This window comes from Erwinia endophytica (genome assembly GCF_009295515.1).
Taxonomy (GTDB): domain Bacteria; phylum Pseudomonadota; class Gammaproteobacteria; order Enterobacterales; family Enterobacteriaceae; genus Erwinia; species Erwinia endophytica.
Genome location: NZ_RQVV01000048.1, coordinates 1 through 20393 on the forward strand (window position 1 = coordinate 1; position 20393 = coordinate 20393).

Sequence of the window (20393 nt, forward strand, 5' to 3'; positions counted from 1 at the left end):
GGACGGCACAAAGAATTTGCCTGGCGGCTTTAGCGCGGTGGTCCCACCTGACCCCATGCCGAACTCAGAAGTGAAACGCCGTAGCGCCGATGGTAGTGTGGGGTCTCCCCATGCGAGAGTAGGGAACTGCCAGGCATCAAACAAGCGGAAGCCCCGACCGGAAGGTCGGGGTTTTTTGCGTTTATATTTACCCTTGAAATCCAGCCGTCCTCACAGTTTTGCCACATTATCAAAAAACAACTTCTTAACATTCCTGTCTCTGATGTTTACTTCTGTAGCGTGTTTACATTTTGTCGCTAATTATTGACAGGGAAAATAAGGAGTTAATCGGATGGCAGAATACACATCACAACAGTCTGGGAACGTGACGGTTTTGGCAGTCACCACCCGCCAGAGAATCGGGTCAATCATCGGTGCTTCCTCTGGTAATTTTGTGGAATGGTTTGATTTTTATGTCTATTCCTTCTGTTCGCTCTATTTCGCTCATGTTTTTTTCCCCTCAGGGAATGCGACTACACAGCTGCTGCAAACCGCCGGCGTGTTTGCAGCGGGTTTTCTGATGCGTCCTGTTGGTGGATGGTTGTTTGGCTATATTGGCGATAAGCATGGCCGTAAAAATTCAATGTTGATCTCGGTCTGCATGATGTGCTTTGGATCGCTGGTGATCGCCTGCTTGCCAGGTTATGCCAGCATTGGTATCTGGGCCCCGGCACTGTTGTTGTTGGCCCGGCTTCTCCAGGGATTGTCGGTGGGCGGAGAGTATGGAACCAGTGCCACCTATATGAGTGAAGTGGCCATTGAGGGGCGTAAAGGCTTCTATGCTTCATTTCAGTATGTGACCTTGATTGGTGGGCAACTCATGGCGTTACTGGTGGTCGTGGTATTGCAGCAGATCCTGACTGATGAAGAGTTGCGGGTATGGGGCTGGAGAATCCCCTTTGCTCTTGGAGCCGCACTTGCCATTGTTGCACTTTACTTGCGACGGTCACTAAACGAAACGTCTGATCGTAAGACTCGTGATCACGAGGATGCAGGATCGCTGCGAGGACTGTGGAAGAATCGTCGTGCCTTTATCATGGTACTGGGGTTCACCGCGGGCGGTTCGCTCAGTTTTTACACCTTTACCACATATATGCAGAAATATCTGGTGAATACCTCTGGCATGGATCACCGTACCGCCAGCGCGCTGATGACTGTGGCACTGCTTATTTTTATGCTGATGCAGCCGCTAATCGGGGCATTATCTGACAAGATAGGTCGTAAAAGTTCGATGCTGATTTTTGGTGGACTGGCAGCGATCTGTACCGTACCGGTGCTGACTGTGCTGCAGAATGTCAGCAGCCCGTGGACTGCCTTTATACTGGTGATGTTTTCACTGTTAATCACCAGTTTTTATACCTCGATCAGCGGTATTCTAAAGGCTGAGATGTTTCCACCGGAGGTGCGAGCGTTGGGGGTAGGGCTGTCATATGCCATTGCTAACGCCCTGTTTGGTGGTTCGGCAGAATATGTGGCGCTGTCGCTGAAAGCGGCAGGGAGTGAGGGCACCTTCTTCTGGTATGTCTCTATTATGGGAGCTGTCGCTTTTCTGGTTTCATTGATGCTGCATGACAAAGGGAATGGCATCCGGCTTTGATTGATGGTGCGTATTCTGTTTAGCCGCTGGTATTACTGGTGGCATCCCAGCCGAAATAGTTTTACTTCGGCCTGTCGCTCTCGGCTGATCGATAACATCTGTAGCGGCATCTGGGATGAGGGTAAACAATCAGCTAACCGTAGAAGTTTGTGCAATAAATATCTTGTTAAGCGGTTTTGTGCAATGGCGGGATACATCGGTTTACAGAATACGACTGATCAGCTTGTCGATACGAATACGCCGCAGGCGACGGATCAACTTTCTGACTTTAATCGGGTAGTCGGCAATACTTTCCAGATCACGGAAATGCTGGATGACAGAGGTATTTTTGCGGATCAGCGCCAGTTCTTTCTCACGCTGATCGGCCAGTTGTTGTAACGGATCGTGGATTAGTACTGCATTTTCCAAGTCCAGGCGCCAGGCGCGAGGATTAAGGTTATTACCGGTGATCAATATCCACTCATCATCAACCCACATCCCTTTGAGGTGGTAACTGTTTTCGCGATCTTTCCACAGACGCACGGTTAGCTGCCCGCTGCTGACGTAATATTGCAGACGACTAAGGAAGCGGCGCAGATTAATCTCATACAGATAAGGCAGCGCGCTAATAATCTTGAAGGGTTGATCCTGGGGAACGTAAAAGTCATTGGCGGTTTTGTCGCCAACGATGATTTCTACTTCCCGGCCCTGTTGCAACAGCCAGATGATATTACGTACCAGAATCGCTGGCATGTTGAAATAAGGGGTACACAGCGTGAGCTTTTGCTCAGCGCAAGGCATCAGATGATAAATGGTTTTGTTGAGCAGGCTGCGTTTGCCGAGTCCAACCAGCGGTGTAACGGCCAGTTGTTCATTGTTGGCATCCCCGGAAAAATCATAATCAAACCCGCGCAAATCCTGGCGGAATTGTCGTGTTTCATTTTTAATTTCCGGACTTTTTGGGCGTTCATGCTGATCAAGACGGTGAACGGCCTCTGCCTGGATCAAATTTTTGTCGATCCAGTTAACCATGGTATCGGCCAACTGTGGATTGGTAATCAACTGATAGCGGTCATAGCGGTATTTATCGTGCTGGTGCAGATAAACATCGTTCAGGCTGGCACCGGAATATAATAACGCATCATCAATGACAGAACCTTTCAGGTGCAATACCCCCAGAGCTTCGCGAGTGTTAACCGGGACGCCATACACTGGAATAACAATATCCGGGTTCTGGTCGGCCATCTCGCAGTACCAGTCGGCGTTGGTTGCGCCACTTGCCACGCCAATACGACCACGTTGGGCGCGATGCCAGTCAACCAGAATTCTGACGTCCAGCTCAGGGCGACGACGTTTCGCTTCATACAATGCGGATAGAATACTGCGGCCACCATCATCATTTTCCAGATAAAGGGCGACAATGCAGATCCGCCGCGTCGCACTAAAAATTTTCTCCAGTAGAGTTTGGCGGAAATGAGCGGGGGAATAGAGCGTGGTGAAGTCAGCAACCGACTGAGACAGTTTTGGCAGTTGCGCAAGGTGTTGTTGGTGTTTATTACGTTTAAATTTAGACAACATCACAGTGCGTTTCTTCTCTGTTCATAGAATGGCCTTTTGCCATAAAATCATCACTCTAACCGTGAATACTACCATTAGTTAGTGCAGAAGTCGCCAGTTTACATTTCCAGACATTAACCTGATGTGTTTAATGATAGTGACAGACTGACAATCCCATCTTCCAGTTGCACATCAATGGCAAAATTCAACTTACGGGCCAGGGTGATCATCCCATGATTTCCCGGCATCGTGATGCCATTCAGTCGTTGGAGACCATGTTGACGGGTGTAGACAATCATTTTTTCCAGCAAACGTCGACCCAATCCCAACCCTTTCAGATCGGATCGCACCAGTACTGAAAATTCAGCGTCAATATTATCTGCGTCAGAAATCGCTCGGGTGACACCAATGAGCTCTTTTGTACCGTTATGTTCGCGTACCGCGACTATCGCCATCTCTCGATCGTAGTCGATTTGTGTCATGTTAGCCAAGTCGTCATGAGTAAACTCATTGATCTCGCTAAAGTAGCGATAATAAAGATCCTCTTTTGTCACCCTGGCGATAAATTGTCGTAGCATGGGTTCATCTTCCGGCAAAATAGGGCGGAACAGACAGCGTTGACCATTCTTCAGTTTGATCGTTTCTTCCAGGGTGTGGGGATAGGGACGAATAGCCAGGCGTGCGGCGGGATCGCCTGCAAACGGCGCTAACTGCATGGTGACATCCAGTAGGGAAAATTCTTCACCGGTAGCCAGTAGCGGATGAATGTCCAGGCGCACAATCTCCGGACAGTCCACAATCAGGTTAGAAACCTGCACCAGTACTTTACTGATGCCGTTAATATCCAGAGGCCGCAGCGCACTACGGTCACGGACCTTACCATTTTTAATCGCCTGAATCACCAGGTAGCGTGCCAGAGTCATATTCAGCGGCGGCAGGGCTACTACCGCTTGTTTTTCCGCCTGCCACTCAATACCGCCTTCACCCAGCATGATGATTGGGCCGAATACCGGATCCTGTTCAACCACAATCCGCAGCTCTTGAGCCCCAGCTCGGTTAGCCATGCTTTGTACTAACAGACCATGGATCCGCGCCTGAGGCCAGGCCAGCTTAACGCGGTCGATGATGGCCCCGGCTGCCTGTTGTACCTCGCTGGCCGTACGCAAGTAAAGCATGACTCCCTGAACTTCAGATTTGTGCGGAATATCAGGTGAGCGGAGCTTCAGGGCGACCGGATAACCAATTTGTCCCGCAATGTGTACCGCCTCCGCACTGTCACGGGCTATCCACGTTGGCAGAGTCTTCAAACCGTAAGCCTGTAGGATAGCCTGCACTTCATGGGTATCAAGCGTGGTGGCGCCTTCATCCAGCGCTTGCTGAATTAACTGATGAGCTTTGGTTGTATTGGTTTTTAAATCGGCGGGTAGCGCGGGTGTTTCACGTAGTTGCTTCTGGTTACGGCGGTATTCCACCATATGCATAAAAGCGGTTACCGTACCTTCCGGGGTGCGGTAAGTCGGAATGCCGGCATTGCTGAACAGCTTTCGGGCCTCAAGCGAAGAGAATTCTCCACACCAGTTAGTCAGCAGACTGAGTTGCTTCGCTCGGGGATGCCTGTCAATGGCTGCAATCAGGCGTTGAGCCGTTGCTGTCGCGGGGGCGACCGCGCTGGGGGCGTGAATGATCATCAGGGCATCAATATCCGGACTGTCCAGTAAACGGCTGACCGTCTGCAGATAGCGCTCAGGCGTGGCGTCATCTTTCAGATCCAGAGGATTTCCGACCACGATCTCCGTTGGCAACAGGTTTTGCAGATCGGTCAGTAATGCCGTACTGAGTATGGCCAGTTTACCATTACGGGCATCAAGCGCGTCCAGAGCCAATGCGGCGGGTGCCGCTCCATTGCTGATGATCATCAGACGTTCGCCGCGCAATGGCCGCATATGGCTCAATGTTTCAACGGCGGAGAACAGTTCATGCGTGTCCTTTACGCGTAGCAGGCCCGCACGTTGAATAGCGGCATCCCAGGCTGCATCCCGTCCACCGTGAGTATTAAGCAGCAACTGCGCCTGCTGGCTGCGTCCACTGCGGATAATCAGGATAGGTTTGTTTCTTGAGGCGCTTCGGGCGGCGGAAACAAATCGCCGCGCATCGCTCAGATGTTCCAGATAGAGCAGGATGGCACTGGTTTTGCCATCACGCGCCAGAAAGTCGAGCAAGTCGTCAGCATCAATATCCAGACTGTCGCCCAGAGCGATAAACCAGGAGAAGCCAAGCTGGCGCTGCTGAGCCCAGTCCAGGATGGTATTGGAAACGGCAGCGGACTGAGATATGAAGGCCAGTTTACCGCGATGAATAGGAACCGGGGAAAAGCTGGCATTCAGCCCCTGCCAGGGAGCGAGCAGACCGAGACTGTTTGGGCCAAGCAGGCGTATCTGCCATTGGTCGGCGGATTGTTTCAACGCGTCCAGTTGGTGAGCTGGCGCGGAAAGAATGATACAGGCTTTGCAGCCCCGTTCGCCCAGCGCCTGCAGCAGATCGAGATTACGGCTGGCATGTGTACAAATCACGGCAAGATCGGGAGAAACAGGCAAACTGGCGATATCCGGCCACGCCAGTACGCCACAGACGGCTTTATATTTGGGCGTGACAGGAAGAACCGGGCCATTAAAACCGCCCGACAGCAGGTTGCGCATCATCAGGTAACCCGCGCGTTCAGGACGTATTGAAGCCCCAATTACCGTAATAGATTTGGGACGTAACAGCGCTTCCAGCCCTCGTTGACTCATTTCCGGCTCCTGATGCGAGTAGTTATTCCGGATTTTAAACGCTTTCGCGTTTTATTGCTGCAGGTTGCTCGTGGTTATCTGGATCAAGAGGGTAGCGCGCTACCCTTTACCTCAGGTATTTTGCGGTTTTGGTTGTTGATGTTGGGACTTTCCAGCCAGATAACGTTGACGGAACAGGCTGAAATGTCGGGTCAACGCCATTCCTGCCGCTATGTCACCAGCCTGCATCAGCAACTCGGCAGCCACTTCGGCTGTGCAGTGCTGGCCTTCGACATGCCTCTCGCGTAGTTGGTAAGTAGACGGTGTGGTTAGCGTGAGTGACATCACTGGCAGCTCATCCAGCCATGGGCTTTTACGGAACATTTTACGGGCTTCAGTCCAGGTGCCGTCCAGTATAATAAAGAGTGGTGGCTTATCGCTTACCGGGGGGGTATTTATCACCGGGCGGCCTTCGTCAGCATAGGACTGGGGAAAAACCACCAGGGGTTGCACTGCTGGATTTTTCACTGCGGCCAGCAGTGCGGGATCCGGTTCGGTGCGTGACCAGCCAAACGCCTGGGTATCCGGCAGAATGTCGGCAATTAGCCGTCCGGTGTTGCTGGGTTTCATCGGTTCGCTGTCAAACATGACCAGGCAAAAGCGACTGCGGGCGGATTGCGGTTGCCACGTGGCGCACAGACAGTTTTTGTGGGGCAGCAGACAGCGTTGGCAGCGAGGAATACGGTTGCCGCGGGCAAGAAAAGGGCGTGTGGCGCGAGCGAGGCGTTCAGCGCGCAGGCGGAGGACAGCGTTTTCAGTCATGGGAGCTAATTTGGGAAAATGTCATTCTAGCGGAAATAAGCATGAAGCAGTAGTGGTCAGGCGAACCTGACCCTCACCCTCAAATGTTTTCGTCCAGCCATTCAGAAAACGGGGTTTTAGGCATTGCTCCGTTGAGCATATCCACCCGCTGCCCCTGCTTAAAGATCATAATAGTCGGGATGCTACGGATGCGAAAACGGGCGCTCAATTCAGGTTCAGCTTCGGTATTCACTTTCAGAAAGCGCACGTTGTGATGGCGTTCTTTAGCCACTTCCTGATAAACCGGTGCGAAGTTAACGCAAGGGCCGCACCACGGAGCCCAGAAATCGACGACCACAGGCAAATCATCGTGTAGGTATTTGTCGAAAGTGACGGTAGTCGCGTTAATCACTTCACCGTTAAACAAATCACTGCCGCAGCGACCGCATTTCGCGTTTTCAGCAATCCGCTCTTGCGGAACGCGATTCGTTGCCTGGCATGAAGCACAAACCGTATTCATTGATTCACCTTGGTTAGAGTTCGGGGTAAGCGCCAACTTACCGTCTTTCTGAATTTATAGCGATAATTATGGCGGTCCTTGTTTCCGGCGCCAAAGAGATTTGTTCAATGGGTATAATAGGCGATGACTCGCAATGTGTGGTGTCCGGCGCCGTGGGATGGAAAAACGTCCGGGGACGCTTTTCCTGGAAGTTGATAGCTAAGCGCTGCTACATCAGGTAATCTGCGCGCTTCGCGCTCAGCCAGGTGGAGGGAAAATGAACGACGAATTTAAAGGCAAAAGCGGTAAAGTCAGAGTGATGTATGTCCGTGATAGTGGCGAGAACAGTAAAGGCGGGCAAAATCCCCGCACCGGTAAAGGCGGACCTCGTCAGGATGGCAACCGTCGTCCTTCACGTAACGCAGACAGCAAATGGCGTGGTGGGCGCGATCGCGATGTGGCACCCGGTGAATCTCCGTGGCGCACGGTTTCTCGCGCGCCGATGGTATCTGAGGATTCTCAGCCGGATCACGGTGGTATTAGCGGGAAAAGCTATATAGATCCTGAACAGATTCGTCGCCAGCGTATGGAAGAGACGCGTGTATATGGTGAGAATGCCTGCCAGGCCCTGTTTCAGAGCCGCCCGGAATGCATCGTGCGTGCGTGGTTTGTCCAGGAAGTGACGCCGCGTTTTCGTGAGGCGCTGAAATGGATGGCTGCCAACCGCAAAGCCTATCATGTGGTTGATGAGGCTGAATTGATTAAGGCATCGGGTACTGAACACCATGGTGGTGTCTGCTTCCTGATTAAAAAACGATCAGGAATGCCAGTCAGCCAGTGGATTTCTACCGCTGGTGAAAAAGATTGTGTGCTGGCGTTGGAACAGATTGGTAACCCCCACAATCTGGGAGGCATGATGCGCAGTTGTGCGCACTTTGGCGCGAAAGGGCTGCTGGTAGACGATGCTTCCTTACTGGAATCCGGCGCGGCAGTGCGCACGGCGGAAGGCGGAGCAGAGTATGTTCAGGCTATTAGCGGGGATAGTTTTGCTGGCGGTCTGGAGGCTTTCCGTCACGCGGGCTATACCATTGTGACCACCTCCAGCCACAAAGGAACTCCATTAGCTCAGGCAAAACTGCCCGCTAAAACGGTTCTGGTTTTAGGGCAGGAAAGCGATGGTCTGTCAGACAGCATCTGGCAGCAGGGCGATCTGATGGTATCGATTAGTGGAACCGGTAACGTTGAGAGCCTCAACGTCTCGGTGGCAACCGGGATCTTGCTTGCCGAATGGTGGCGGCAGAATGCTTAAAAGGGTGTAATCAAAAGAACACAGGCCCCAGGGGACGCTCGCTTAATCGTGGGCGGCTTTAACTCCCCTGCAACTTGCTTTTCAGGCGTGTGAGGTTTTAGTGTCGGGTAGCCGCCGACGCTGAAAATCAATGTGCGCCGCTACCACTACTGCCCGAGCCAAAGGGTGGGCGGGCAAACCAGATTAGCACCAACAATGCCAGAAATACGGCCGCTGAAGCCCAGAAGATCTCATTCGCGGAGATAATCAGTCCCTGTTTGGTTATTTGCTGAGCAATCCACGCTGAGGCTTGATCAGGCGTCATACCGAGCTGCTCCAGCTTGCTGTACATCTCTTGCGCGTTAATATTGTAAGCGTTAACTGACTCGCTGAGATAGGTGTGGTGCATGGATTCCCGGTTTGACCACATGGTCGTGGTGATTGAGGTACCGATAGACCCCGCCAGTGTTCGCGTAAAGTTTGACAAACTGGATGCCGCCGCTAACCGTTCGGGCGGCAGACCTGACAGGGTGATGGTGGTGAGGGGCATAAAGAAGCAGGCGACGGCAAAGCCCTGGATAAACTGCGGCCACGCAGAGGCGGCAAAATCCATCCCAGGTTCAAATGTCCAGGCTCGCCAATAAAAGCAAATGGCGTACATGATGAAACTGAAGGTGACCAGCTTGCGCATATCCAGTTTATGGGCAAAGCGTCCGATGATCGGCGAGAGAATGACGGGCAGTATCCCCACGGGGGCTGATGCCAACCCAGCCCATGTGGCGGTATAACCGTATACCTCTTGCAGCAACTGCGGCAACAGGACAATTGAGCCAAAATAGAGCATGTAAGCCAGGCTGATCGACAAACAGCCGATAGTGAAGTTACGGGATTTGAATAGCGATAAGTCGACAATTGGGTGATCGTCCGTCAACTCCCAAACCAGCAACACCGCCAGTGCCACTACTGCGACAACCAGCAGTATGATTATTTCTTTAGAACTGAACCAGTCCAGTTCTTTGCCTCGATCCAGCATGACCTGCAGGCATCCAATCCCGGTAACCAGCAACACCAATCCTACCGTATCAATGGGGCGGATAACCGTAGCTGTTTCCCTGTTGCGCAGCGTTTGCAGCGTCAATATCACTACCACTACGCCGATCGGCACGTTGATGAAGAAGATCCACCCCCAGTGATAGTTATCACTGATCCAACCGCCAAGGATGGGCCCGCAGATTGGCGCCACGATAACCGTCATTGCCCACAACGAGAGAGCAATGCTTCTTTTCGCGGGTGGATAATTGCTCAGTAGCAGGCTTTGTGACAGCGGGATCAGCGGACCCGCGACCACACCCTGAATCACGCGGAAGAAAATCAGCATGGTCAGGCTGCTGGATACGCCACATAGCCAGGACGCCACCGCAAATGCCGCTGTCGCCCACAGGAACAGCTTTACCTCACCGACGCGTTTGGCCAGCCAGCCGGTAATCGGTATTGAAATGGCATTAGCAACGCCGAACGAGGTGATAACCCAGGTTCCCTGCGAGTTGGATGCCCCCAGGTTACCGGCGATAGTCGGGATGGCAACATTCGCGATGGTAGAGTCCAGTACTTGCATGAACGTTGCCAACGACAGCGCGATGGTCATCAGAACCAGTTGGGCGCCTTCAAGCGGTTTTTGCGCCATAACGGCCTCCGTCTGCTCAGCCCGCGTTCGCGCGGATGATATCAGCAATCAGTTGGTTAACTGGTGCCAGGTCCAGCGCCAGTGCATTACTTTCGTAAGCTGGAGTGGAGCGAACATGGGTGGCCAGCGTGCTGCCATCCGTGTTATCGGTATCAACGCTGACCAGCGTGGACAGGCCGATACGTAGCGGATGCTGAGTGACTTCCTGTGGCGCCAGCGCAATACGAACAGGCAGACGCTGAACCACTTTGATCCAGTTACCGGTGGCATTTTGTGCTGGCAGTAATGAGAAGGCGCTACCGGTCCCCATATCCAGGCCGACGACTCTGCCGTGATAAACCACCTTATCACCATAGACGTCGCTGGTTACCGTCGCGGGCTGGCCTATACGGATATTGGCCAACTGTGTTTCCTTAAAGTTAGCGTCCACCCAGAGATTATTGGCCGCAACAACGGCCAGCAATGGGGTCGTGGGGGATATTTGCGAACCAACCTGAACGCTACGACGTGAAACAAAACCATCAATCGGGCTGACCACTTCAGTACGTTGTAGCGCAAGCCAGGCATCACGCAGCTCGGCGGCGCGTTGTTTTACTGCGGGCTGATTTTCCAGGGGGGTATTAAGGATCATCGCCTGATTAGCGTTGTATTGCTGTATGGCAACATCAAGTTGGGCTTTAGCGGTTGCCACCGCATCACGCGCATGTTGCAGGTCTTCACGACCAATCAGATTGGCGGCACCCAGCGGTTCACGACGCTTCAGATCGGCCTGAGCTTGCTCAAGCGCAGTTTTCTGCAGATCAATTGTCGCCTGATACTGCTTACTATTGATCATTAACTGATGAGTCTGGCGTACGCTGGTAGCGAGAGCGGTTTGTGCTTTTTCAAAGGCCTGTTCGGCATCGGTTTTATCCAGCGTGACCAGTACATCGCCTTTCTTGACATAGTCAGTGTTGTCAAACCACACTTTGTTTACGCTGCCGGAAACCTGCGCCATCACTTGCGTCTGATTGCCAGCCACATAGGCATCGTCCGTTTCCTGGTAATGGCGCAGCACCATAAACCAGTAAAGCAGCCAGGCCACCCCGATTAAAATGAATAATACCGCCAGAAAAATTAACGCGTTTTTACGTTTCTTTTTGTTGTTGGCCGGTTGTTGCGGTTGTTGGATCTCCGCATTCGCCTTCATGGTTTTCTCCACGTTTTATCATGCTTGCCTGACGGACCCCTGGTGATAGCCATGTCCGGATTCTAAAATGCCAGCGGGTTAGCGCTGGCATAAGTTTAAAAATATGCGGTTACTGACGGAAGGGATGAAGCTTAATATGCTCTTGCTGGGTTGCTCAGCGAGAAAGTGCGCTGATGACGTCTTCTTCATCCATTTTATCAAGGCGATTCAGTAACTTCCGTGTGATACCTTCCAATTGAGCTTTTTCAGATGCGCTCAGTGCGGACCACAACAATTGTAGGCACTGATGCTGCGGTGGTAGCAATTGGCGCAGGAATTCGTCGCCTTTCTCGGTCAGATGCAAATGCAGGCAGCGACGATCATTATCACTTTCGCGACGTTCGATCCAGCCACGCTTCTCCAGTTCGTCGGCAATGCGCGTGGCATTGGTTCGGGAGGAGCCCAGTGCGGAGCTGAGTTCAGAAGGCTGAATGCTATGGCTCTCTTGCGCATCCAGCGTGATTAATGCCATAAACAGAGTTTCGTTAATCCCCTGAGCCTTGAGCATTTTGTTGCGGTTTTCCAGCAACTTGCCCTGCATATGCATGCATAACCGCGTCAGCATGATTTCCTGCAGTGGGAAATCTTTCTGCCGCTTAGCACGAAAATTCAGCATTTGTTCAATGGGGGTAAACGAACTTTCCATCAGGGAACCTCATAAGTTGCAACGGGTATTGTAACGATGGTGATTAACAAAAATTACTTACTCCTGCCGTCCTGGTCAGGGCGGGATACACCATCCATAATGTACAGGTCATGCCATCCCCCCGGGAAGGGAGAACCGTGTCGGAATCGTGTTACTGCCGGATACGTCTCCCTCTATCTGCAGGGTATTTTTACTGATGTTTGAAGCAACCAAAAGTGGATAGAGACATCACGTTAGTGGTCGAACATCAGATAACAAATTGTTTAAATACAACCTGCTCAGAGAAAATGACACAGGATAAGATATTCACTTCACCTTTTAATAGTTTCATGGGAAAAGATAACCAGCATGAATAACTACGGCGCTAACCATAGCAGACTGTGTTAATGGATAACAAGGTAATGGCCTTGAAAATTACTTAATTAATTATTTGCGACTGGGAGGTCAGTACTTCAAGAGGGGTCAGTGCCACCAGTCAAACTGATTAAATATTGTTATGAAATCAACTGGTGGGGTCTGGCACTATGGTTACGTTCTGATGGGGTAAATCCGTGGTAAAAAAGGGTGACATCAGCGTCACCCTTGAGTAAAAACTATTTCTTTGCTGCGGCCATTGCATCTTTCACCCAGCCATCAAATTGCGCCTGGTGTGCTTTGATCCAGCCATCAACGTGAGCATTGATATCAGCTTCTGAAGACTGTCCCTGATGCATACGAGAATTCTGCGCATTGATATCAGCAATAGGGAGCGTCATTTCAGAGAACAATTTCGCTGCTGCCGGGTTTTTCTCTGCCCAGGTTTTATTCGCTACGATATGCATTGCATTCACAGGGAAGCCGTAGTTAGCCCCGTTAGGGAGTTGAGTCTCCACGTTTTTCTGTGCGCCAGGCATGGCGGAAAACGGGACTTGCAGCCAGACGACATCGCGGCCGGGCACCAGCACATCACTCACCCAGTAAGGTGTCCAGGTGTAATACAGGATTGGTTTGCCTTCTTTAAAGCGGGCGATGGTATCGGCAATCATGGCCGAATAGTTCCCCTGGTTATGGACCACGGTGTTGCTCAGACCATAAGCCTGGATCTGGTGATTAATTACCGTTTCGCAGCCCCAGCCTGGTGCACACCCGGTCAGGTCTGCTTTGCCATCTCTATTGCTGTCAAACAGCTTAGCCAGTGTCGGATCTTTTAACTGATCGATGCGGGTAATGTGGTACTTCTCCGCCGTTTTTTTATCGATCAGATAACCCTGGGCTGCACCCTGAACATAGGTTCCCTGACGGAAAAATTTCGCGTCGCCGCCAGCGGCTTTATACATGTCATCGTGTAGCGGTTGCCAGTTAACGGCGGTAAAGGTTGCGTCGCCAGACGCGATAGAGGTGTAACCCACGTTGTAATCTACTTCGCTAGGTTGCTCAACGGTATAACCCAGTTTTTCCAGGGCGCGGCTGACCAGCAGAGTTTGGAAAGTTTCTTCAGTGATGGTGCTCTGTACCGGTTTAACGGTGATGCCTTTGCCTGGTAGATCGGTAGCGGAAACCTGAGAAGCGACCAGCGAGGTAAAGGCGGCGGCTAACAATGCTGTCTTACGCATAGTTGAATCCTTATTTTGATTTATTTTGCGGAGAAGCAGACGGCGCGCAAAGGCGCGCCGCCAGAAGTGTAACGGTGGTTATTTGATAAACGGACGGGTAAACAGACCCAGTGGGCCGCTGGCATACCAACGACGGGGCCCCCGACTGCGTTTATCGCGACCAACCGACTGGGTCAGGCGGTCAAGGATAATCGCGAGGATCACAATTCCCACGCCTCCCACGGTAGCCAGCCCCATATCCAGGCGGCCAATACCGCGCAGCACCATCTGCCCCAGACCGCCAACCGCGATCATGGAGGCGATCACCACCATCGACAGTGCCAGCATTAGCGTCTGATTCACGCCGGCCATGATGGTCGGCATCGCCAGCGGCAGTTGCACTTTGAACAGCATTTGGCGAGGGTTGGCCCCAAAGGAGTTCGCCGCCTCAATCAGATCGGCAGGAACTTGCTTAATCCCCAGAATGGTCAGACGCACAATCGGCGGTAAGGCAAAGATAATCGTAACCACTACGCCCGGTACATTGCCGATACCAAACAGCATGACAATCGGCACGAGATAGACGAATGCCGGGGTAGTCTGCATCGCGTCCAGCAGTGGGCGGATAATTTTTGCGGCTTTTTCATTGCGGGCCAGCCAGATCCCCAGCGGGAGACCAATAACGATACAGAACAGCAGTGACGTAAGGACCAGCGCCAGCGTGACCATCGCCTGTGACCAGGCGCCAATCGCGCCGATGATAATCAGCGAAACCAGCGTAGCGATGCCCATGCCGAGGCTGGACATCTGCCAGGCAATCAGGGCAAACAGCACAATAGCGACCGGCGCCGGCATACCCAGCAGCAGATGTTGGAAAGCGCTGAGAATATAATCTACCGGTACGCGAATCCCCTGAAACACCGGGCGGAAGTGAGAAACAATCCAGTCGATACCGGTTGTCACCCAACTATCCAGCGGGATCCACGTTTTATGGAACGGGTCGAGGATATTGAAGTGTTCGGCTTGTGGGGGCGGTACACTGTTTAGCCAGTCACTACCGCTACTGGCAGCCGCATCATGCCCGGACGCCGCGGGTGCAGTATTCCAGGCGTCTCCCGCGTGGGTATGGGCTGCTGCACTGTCACCTCCCGTTGGCGTGGAAGAGGCCCCGGATGTGGACCAGGGATCGCTGTTGGCAGCAGACTGAGCATGGTCAGAGGCTGGGGCGGAAGGGGCTGTCTGAGCGGAAGTGGTTGCCCATGGATCGGTTGTTTGTTCACTCATTACTTGCTCCCTCACGATCTAATGCCTGTAATAACATTCCCTTGGAAATAATCCCGATATATTGGTTGTCCTCGCCAACGATGGGGACGGCACAAGGTGCCTGCGCCACGTGTGATAACAAGTCGTTTAATGAGGTATCGCCAGGTATCGCGGCAGGAGTGGGGAGGATAGCGCCATCGAGTCCTTCTCCGGAGGCAAGCGCAGCCTTCAGTGAATCGGTGGAAACCACACCAATAAAACGCTGTTTTTCCAGAATATAACCATATTCACGGTCATCATCCTGCAACAGCTTCAGTGCTGATCGTGGGCCAAAGCCCGGCGCTTTTCGCATTAGCGATCCTGCTCCCCGGCGGGCAATATCTTTCGCGCTGAAAACGTGGCTGACATCCACGCCGCGGAAGAAGGTGCGCACGTAGTCATTGGCCGGATTATTCAGGATTTCATCCGGTGTCCCGACCTGAACGAGTTCACCGCCTTGCATAATGGCGATTCTGTCGCCAATACGCATGGCTTCATCAAGATCGTGGGAAATAAATACAATGGTTCGCTGGTGGCGGGATTGTAATTTCACCAGTTCATCCTGCATTTCGGTACGGATTAATGGATCCAATGCGGAGAATGCTTCATCCATTAATAATATATCTGGATTAATGGCCAGCGCGCGGGCTAATCCCACACGCTGTCGCATTCCACCGGATAATTCATCCGGGTAAGCGTGTGCATAATTATCCAGGCCCACTTGACGCAAGGCGTCCAGTGCTTTTTCCTGGCGCTCCTGTAGTGGTATTCCGGCTAATTCCATCCCGAAGGCGGTATTATTTAATACGGTCATGTGCGGCATTAATGCAAATGACTGGAATACCATACTGATTTTATTCCGGCGAACCTGACGCAATTCGCTGTCGGATATTTGAGCTATATCGATACCGTCAATAATAACCTGACCGCGAGTGGGTTCTATCAGACGATTGAGAAGGCGAACCATAGTGGATTTACCCGATCCGGATAACCCCATGATAACGAATATCTCGCCTTCTTCAATGGCCAGACTGACATCTTTCACCCCAAGAGAGAGGCCTGTTTTCTCCAGTAATGTCTCTTTACTGATCCCTTTTTCAATGTGCTTAAAGGCACGTTCGGGATTCTCCCCGAATATTTTATATAAATTTTTGACTTCTAATTTTATAGCCATGTGATGGTTATATTCCTGGTTAGCGGTTAATTTTCTCTATTTTCTTCGTTGTCCTGGTTGAATATTAGCGGTCTATACCGTAACACACTCAGATTCTGTGGCAACCCTTCAGGCGAATTCTGGAAATTCAGGGGGAGACGGCAGTCTGTAAAAATGTCAGTGGGGATAAGGGATTACAGGGAATTTTAGCAGGCTGAAAAAAATGAATATTTCACTGAGGAATTGTCTTGTTGCGACAGGATTATTGCTCTGTCAGTGCTGCTTTTTTGTCAAATAAGGCGAGGGGAATCGTCATTTATTTGCTGTTCTCGCTTTGGTGATGGGTTGATTAATAAAAATAAAAGGGATGGGAGGTAAGGAAAGGTGGCTGTCAGACACAACCACCTGTGAGTGGCTTAAAAATCCCAGTCTTCGTCTTCAGTATCTACCGCTTTACCCATCACATACGATGAACCAGACCCGGAAAAGAAGTCATGGTTTTCATCTGCATTAGGTGACAGGGCAGACAATATTGCCGGGTTGACATTGGTCAGTTCTGCCGGGAACAATGCCTCATAGCCGAGGTTCATCAGCGCTTTATTGGCGTTGTAATGCAGAAATTTATTGACCTCATCCGTCCAGCCTACGCCGTCATATAACTCGGCGGTGTAGGTCTGCTCGTTCTCGTAAAGCGCCAACAGTAATTCCAGCGCAAATTGCTGTAGCTCATCTTTGCGGGAACTGCTCTCTTTTTCCAGCGCTTTCTGATACTTGTAGCCGATGTAATAACCATGAACCGCTTCATCTTTAATGATCAAACGGATCAGATCGGCGGTGTTGGTCAGTTTCCCGCGGCTGGACCAATACATCGGCAGATAAAAGCCGGAGTAAAAGAGGAATGACTCCAGAAACACGCTGGCGATTTTTTTCTTCAATGGGTCGTCACGATGATAGTGTTCCAGCACGATATCAGCTTTGCGTTGCAAAGCGGCGTTGTCCTCGCTCCAGGCATACGCGGCATCAACATCGGTGGTATGGCAGAGCGTGGAGAAAATGGAGCTGTAAGAGCGTGCGTGCACGGCTTCCATAAAGCTGATGTTGGACATCACCGCTTCTTCATGTGGTGTCAGTGCATCCTCCATTAGCGCTGGAGCGCCGACGGTATTCTGGATGGTATCGAGCAATGTCAGGCCAGTAAAAACCCGGATGGTCAGTTGCTGCTCTTGCGCATTCAGGCTGTTCCAGGCGGGCATGTCATTGGACAACGGCACTTTTTCTGGCAACCAGAAATTAGACGTCAGTCGGTTCCAGACTTCCAGATCTTTTTCGTCTTCAATCTGGTTCCAGTTAATAGCGTGAATACGTTTTAATTTCATCATGTTGTCTTCCGGAGGTGGTGAACCCGCCCCATAGGGTTAGCTTACAGCGAGCAGGATACACAGCCTTCGACTTCGGTACCCTGTAGGGCCATCTGGCGCAGCCGGATGTAATACAGCGTTTTGATGCCTTTTTTCCAGGCGTAAATCTGCGCCTTATTGATATCGCGGGTGGTTGCGGTATCACGAAAGAACAGCGTCAGCGACAGTCCCTGATCGACATGCCGGGTGGCTTCAGCATAGGTATCGATAATGGCTTCGGGCCCGATATCATAGGCATCGCGGTAAAATGCCTGGTTATCGTTATTCATAAACGGCGCGGGATAATATACGCGGCCCGTTTTCCCTTCTTTGCGGATCTCAATACGCGATACGATGGGGTGAATACTGGAGGTGGCATGATTGATATAGGAGATCGAGCCTGTCGGCGGGATGGCCTGCAGATTTTGGTTATAAATGCCGTATTTCATGACCCGAGATCGAAGTTCAAGCCAGTCCTGCTGCGTGGGCAGAGTCAGACCGGATCGTTCAAACAGCCTGGTGATTTCTGGCGTGCGCGGTACCCAGCGCTGGTTCACATACTGGTCAAAATATTCGCCGCTGGCATAACGTGAATGTTCAAAACCGGCAAAACGTTCTCCCCGCTCCTGGGCTATCAGGTTTGAGGTTCGCAACGCATGGTACGTGATGGTGTAAAAGTAGAGATTAGTGAAGTCCAGCGCAGCTTCAGAACCGTACTGGATCCGCTCACGCGCCAGATAGCCGTGCAGGTTCATCTGTCCCAGCCCGATGGCGTGTGATTGCGCATTGCCTCGTTCGATTGACGGCACTGATTTGATATGACTCTGATCGGAAACCGCGGTCAGTCCGCGTACCGCGATGTCGACAGTACGGGCGAAATCCGGGGAATCCATGGTATGCGCGATGTTAAGTGAGCCGAGGTTGCAGGATATATCCTTACCGATACGGCGATAGCTGAGATCTTCGTGGTATTCGGTGGGGGTGTTGACCTGCAGGATTTCTGAGCAGAGGTTGCTCATGTTGATCCGGCCCTGAATCGGATTCGCGCGGTTCACTGTATCCTCAAACATAATGTAGGGATAACCCGACTCAAACTGAATTTCCGCCAGTGTTTGGAAGAATTCACGGGGATGAATAAAAGTGCGGCGAATACGCTGGTCTGCCAGCATCTCTGTGTATTTCTCGCTGATGCTGATATCAGCAAATGGCAACCCATAAATCCGCTCGACGTCATAAGGTGAGAACAGCGCCATCTGCTGATTAGCTTTCGCCAGTTGAAAGGTAATATCCGGGATAACCACGCCAAGCGACAGTGTTTTGATGCGGATTTTTTCGTCGGCATTTTCGCGTTTGGTATCCAGGAAACGCAGAATATCGGGATGGTGCGCATGCAGATAAACCGCTCCCGCGCCCTGGCGAGCCCCAAGCTGATTGGCGTATGAAAATGCATCCTCCAGCATTTTCATCACTGGGATAACACCAGACGATTGATTTTCGATGCGTTTGATTGGCGCACCCAATTCTCGCAGGTTGGACAATAAAAACGCCACGCCTCCGCCACGTTTGGAGAGTTGCAGGGCAGAGTTAACCGCCCGGCCAATCGATTCCATATTGTCTTCGATACGCAGCAGGAAGCAGGAGACCAGTTCGCCGCGCTGCTGTTTGCCGCAATTCAGGAAGGTCGGCGTGGCTGGCTGGAAGCGACCAGACAATATCTCTTCCATCAGCGACAGGGCCAGAGTCTGGTCACCTTTCGCCAGTGTCAGAGCGACCATGCAGACGCGTTCGGTAAAGCCTTCCAGGTAACGTTTGCCATCAAACGTTTTCAGCGCGTAGCTGGTATAAAACTTCCAGGCACCGAGGAAGGTCTGGAAGCGGAAACGGCGGGCATAAGCCTGCGCGAACAGTGAATTGATGAATTCGAAAGGATAGGCATTGAGGACTTCCGTTTCATAATATCCTTCAGAGACAAGATATTGCAGGCGTTCTTCTACCGAATCAAAGGTGAGGCTATTTGGCAGCACATGCTGCAGGAAATACTGGCGGGTCGCCTCATGATCTTTATCAAATTGAATGTTGCCCTCTGGATCATAGAGGTTCAGCATCGCATTCAGCGAATGATAATCCAGCGCCGCCGGATTCGGGGTCATGAGTGTACTTTCTGTCGCAGCCAAAATTCGGTTACTCCCTGAGTTACGTTGGCGATGTCGTCACTGGTACCCAGCAATTCAAAACGGTACAGACAGGGCACCTGACATTTCTGTGCAATGATGCTGCCTGCCAGGCAGTACGCCTCACCAAAGTTACGATTGCCCGCAGCAATGACGCCACGGATCTGTTGGCGGTTACTGGCATCGTTTAAAAACTGGATGACCTGTTTAGGGACGGCTCCCCTGGCTGTGCCGCCCCCGTAGCTGGGGACGACCAGGATATAGGGCTCATCGACTCTGAGACGTTGTCCGCTATCCAGAGGGATGCGAAGGGCTGGCAGGCCGGTACGCAGGACAAAGCGATGGGTATTGTTCGACTGGCTTGAGAAATAGACCAGCGTTGACATAGTTAGCCTTGCACAGCGGATAGCTGGCGGAGGGCTGAAATTTTGTCCGGACGAAAACCGCTCCAGTGCTCTTCCCCGGCCATCACGACTGGCACCTGACGGTAGCCCATGGATTTCAGTGTTTCCACCGCGGCCGGTTCATCGTCAAGATTGACCAGTTGGTAATCAATACCCTGCTTATCCATCGCATTTTTAGTCGCTGTGCACTGGACACAGTTGCCCTTTGTGTAAATAATAATGCGCATGATTCGTATTTGCCTTTTGGTCTGATTTAGAGCATATCTGGTACGGTTTTTGCTGATGACCACTACCATCGCAGTGCCACAT

At 51.7% G+C, this 20393-nt stretch carries 16 protein-coding genes and 1 rRNA gene; 3 read left to right on the forward strand and 14 right to left on the reverse strand.

What is annotated here, in order from left to right; genetic code table 11:
• Positions 1 to 19 precede the first annotated feature (19 nt).
• Together rrf and EH228_RS13445 are read left to right on the forward strand one after the other, a co-directional pair.
• Positions 20 to 135 (forward strand): 5S ribosomal RNA (rrf, locus tag EH228_RS13440).
• A gap of 196 nt (positions 136 to 331) precedes the next feature.
• The gene (locus EH228_RS13445; RefSeq protein ID WP_152322155.1) at positions 332 to 1636 is read left to right on the forward strand and encodes an MFS family transporter; all 1305 of its coding nucleotides are present in this window, start codon (positions 332 to 334) and stop codon (positions 1634 to 1636) included.
• Between the two features lie 201 nt (positions 1637 to 1837).
• Here EH228_RS13445 and pssA read toward each other — a convergent pair whose 3' ends face one another.
• The 4 genes from pssA to trxC all read right to left on the reverse strand — a co-directional run bounded on the left by pssA (position 1838) and on the right by trxC (position 7261).
• Positions 1838 to 3193: a CDP-diacylglycerol--serine O-phosphatidyltransferase gene (pssA, locus tag EH228_RS13450; RefSeq protein ID WP_152322175.1), complete on the reverse strand. Its 1356-nt coding sequence runs from the start codon at positions 3191 to 3193 to the stop codon at positions 1838 to 1840.
• Positions 3194 to 3306: 113 nt separating this feature from the next.
• Positions 3307 to 5961, reverse strand: a complete 2655-nt coding sequence (locus EH228_RS13455) for a bifunctional acetate--CoA ligase family protein/GNAT family N-acetyltransferase (protein WP_152322156.1) — start codon at positions 5959 to 5961, stop codon at positions 3307 to 3309.
• Positions 5962 to 6072: 111 nt separating this feature from the next.
• A complete protein-coding gene (locus EH228_RS13460) occupies positions 6073 to 6762 on the reverse strand; it encodes a tRNA-uridine aminocarboxypropyltransferase (RefSeq protein ID WP_152322157.1) in 690 nt (229 codons plus the stop codon).
• Between the two features lie 79 nt (positions 6763 to 6841).
• Positions 6842 to 7261, reverse strand: coding sequence for a thioredoxin TrxC (gene trxC / locus EH228_RS13465; RefSeq protein WP_152322158.1), 420 nt, complete (start codon positions 7259 to 7261; stop codon positions 6842 to 6844).
• 256 nt (positions 7262 to 7517) lie between these two features.
• On the opposite strand from trxC, the gene EH228_RS13470 reads away from it, so the two are divergent.
• Positions 7518 to 8549: a tRNA/rRNA methyltransferase gene (locus tag EH228_RS13470; RefSeq protein ID WP_152322159.1), complete on the forward strand. Its 1032-nt coding sequence runs from the start codon at positions 7518 to 7520 to the stop codon at positions 8547 to 8549.
• A 127-nt stretch (positions 8550 to 8676) separates the two neighbouring features.
• On the opposite strand, the gene emrB is transcribed toward EH228_RS13470, so the two are convergent.
• From emrB to nrdH, 10 genes are all read right to left on the reverse strand, one after another.
• Complete coding sequence (emrB, locus tag EH228_RS13475) at positions 8677 to 10212, reverse strand: multidrug efflux MFS transporter permease subunit EmrB (RefSeq protein WP_152322160.1); 1536 nt, start codon at positions 10210 to 10212, stop codon at positions 8677 to 8679.
• Positions 10213 to 10228: 16 nt separating this feature from the next.
• On the reverse strand, positions 10229 to 11401 hold the full coding sequence (emrA, locus tag EH228_RS13480; protein ID WP_152322161.1) for a multidrug efflux MFS transporter periplasmic adaptor subunit EmrA: 1173 nt from the start codon (positions 11399 to 11401) through the stop codon (positions 10229 to 10231).
• A 154-nt stretch (positions 11402 to 11555) separates the two neighbouring features.
• Positions 11556 to 12086 (reverse strand): transcriptional repressor MprA, encoded by a 531-nt coding sequence (gene mprA / locus EH228_RS13485; RefSeq protein ID WP_152322162.1) that lies wholly within the window; start codon positions 12084 to 12086, stop codon positions 11556 to 11558.
• Positions 12087 to 12679: 593 nt separating this feature from the next.
• Positions 12680 to 13678 carry a glycine betaine/L-proline ABC transporter substrate-binding protein ProX gene (proX, locus tag EH228_RS13490; RefSeq protein WP_152322163.1) on the reverse strand — a complete coding sequence of 333 codons (999 nt, stop codon included), beginning with the start codon at positions 13676 to 13678 and terminating at the stop codon, positions 12680 to 12682.
• Between the two features lie 78 nt (positions 13679 to 13756).
• Positions 13757 to 14941: a glycine betaine/L-proline ABC transporter permease ProW gene (gene proW, locus EH228_RS13495; RefSeq protein WP_152322164.1), complete on the reverse strand. Its 1185-nt coding sequence runs from the start codon at positions 14939 to 14941 to the stop codon at positions 13757 to 13759.
• A complete protein-coding gene (gene proV, locus EH228_RS13500) occupies positions 14934 to 16133 on the reverse strand; it encodes a glycine betaine/L-proline ABC transporter ATP-binding protein ProV (protein WP_152322165.1) in 1200 nt (399 codons plus the stop codon). The genes proW and proV overlap by 8 nt, the downstream gene beginning before the upstream one ends.
• A 395-nt stretch (positions 16134 to 16528) precedes the next feature.
• Complete coding sequence (nrdF, locus tag EH228_RS13505) at positions 16529 to 17488, reverse strand: class 1b ribonucleoside-diphosphate reductase subunit beta (RefSeq protein WP_152322176.1); 960 nt, start codon at positions 17486 to 17488, stop codon at positions 16529 to 16531.
• 44 nt (positions 17489 to 17532) lie between these two features.
• Positions 17533 to 19659 (reverse strand): class 1b ribonucleoside-diphosphate reductase subunit alpha, encoded by a 2127-nt coding sequence (gene nrdE, locus EH228_RS13510; protein ID WP_152322166.1) that lies wholly within the window; start codon positions 19657 to 19659, stop codon positions 17533 to 17535.
• Entirely contained in the window at positions 19656 to 20066 is a 411-nt protein-coding gene (gene nrdI, locus EH228_RS13515) for a class Ib ribonucleoside-diphosphate reductase assembly flavoprotein NrdI (RefSeq protein WP_152322167.1), read from the reverse strand. The genes nrdE and nrdI overlap by 4 nt, the downstream gene beginning before the upstream one ends.
• Before the next feature lie 2 nt (positions 20067 to 20068).
• Complete coding sequence (nrdH, locus tag EH228_RS13520; RefSeq protein WP_152322168.1) at positions 20069 to 20311, reverse strand: glutaredoxin-like protein NrdH; 243 nt, start codon at positions 20309 to 20311, stop codon at positions 20069 to 20071.
• Positions 20312 to 20393 lie beyond the last annotated feature (82 nt).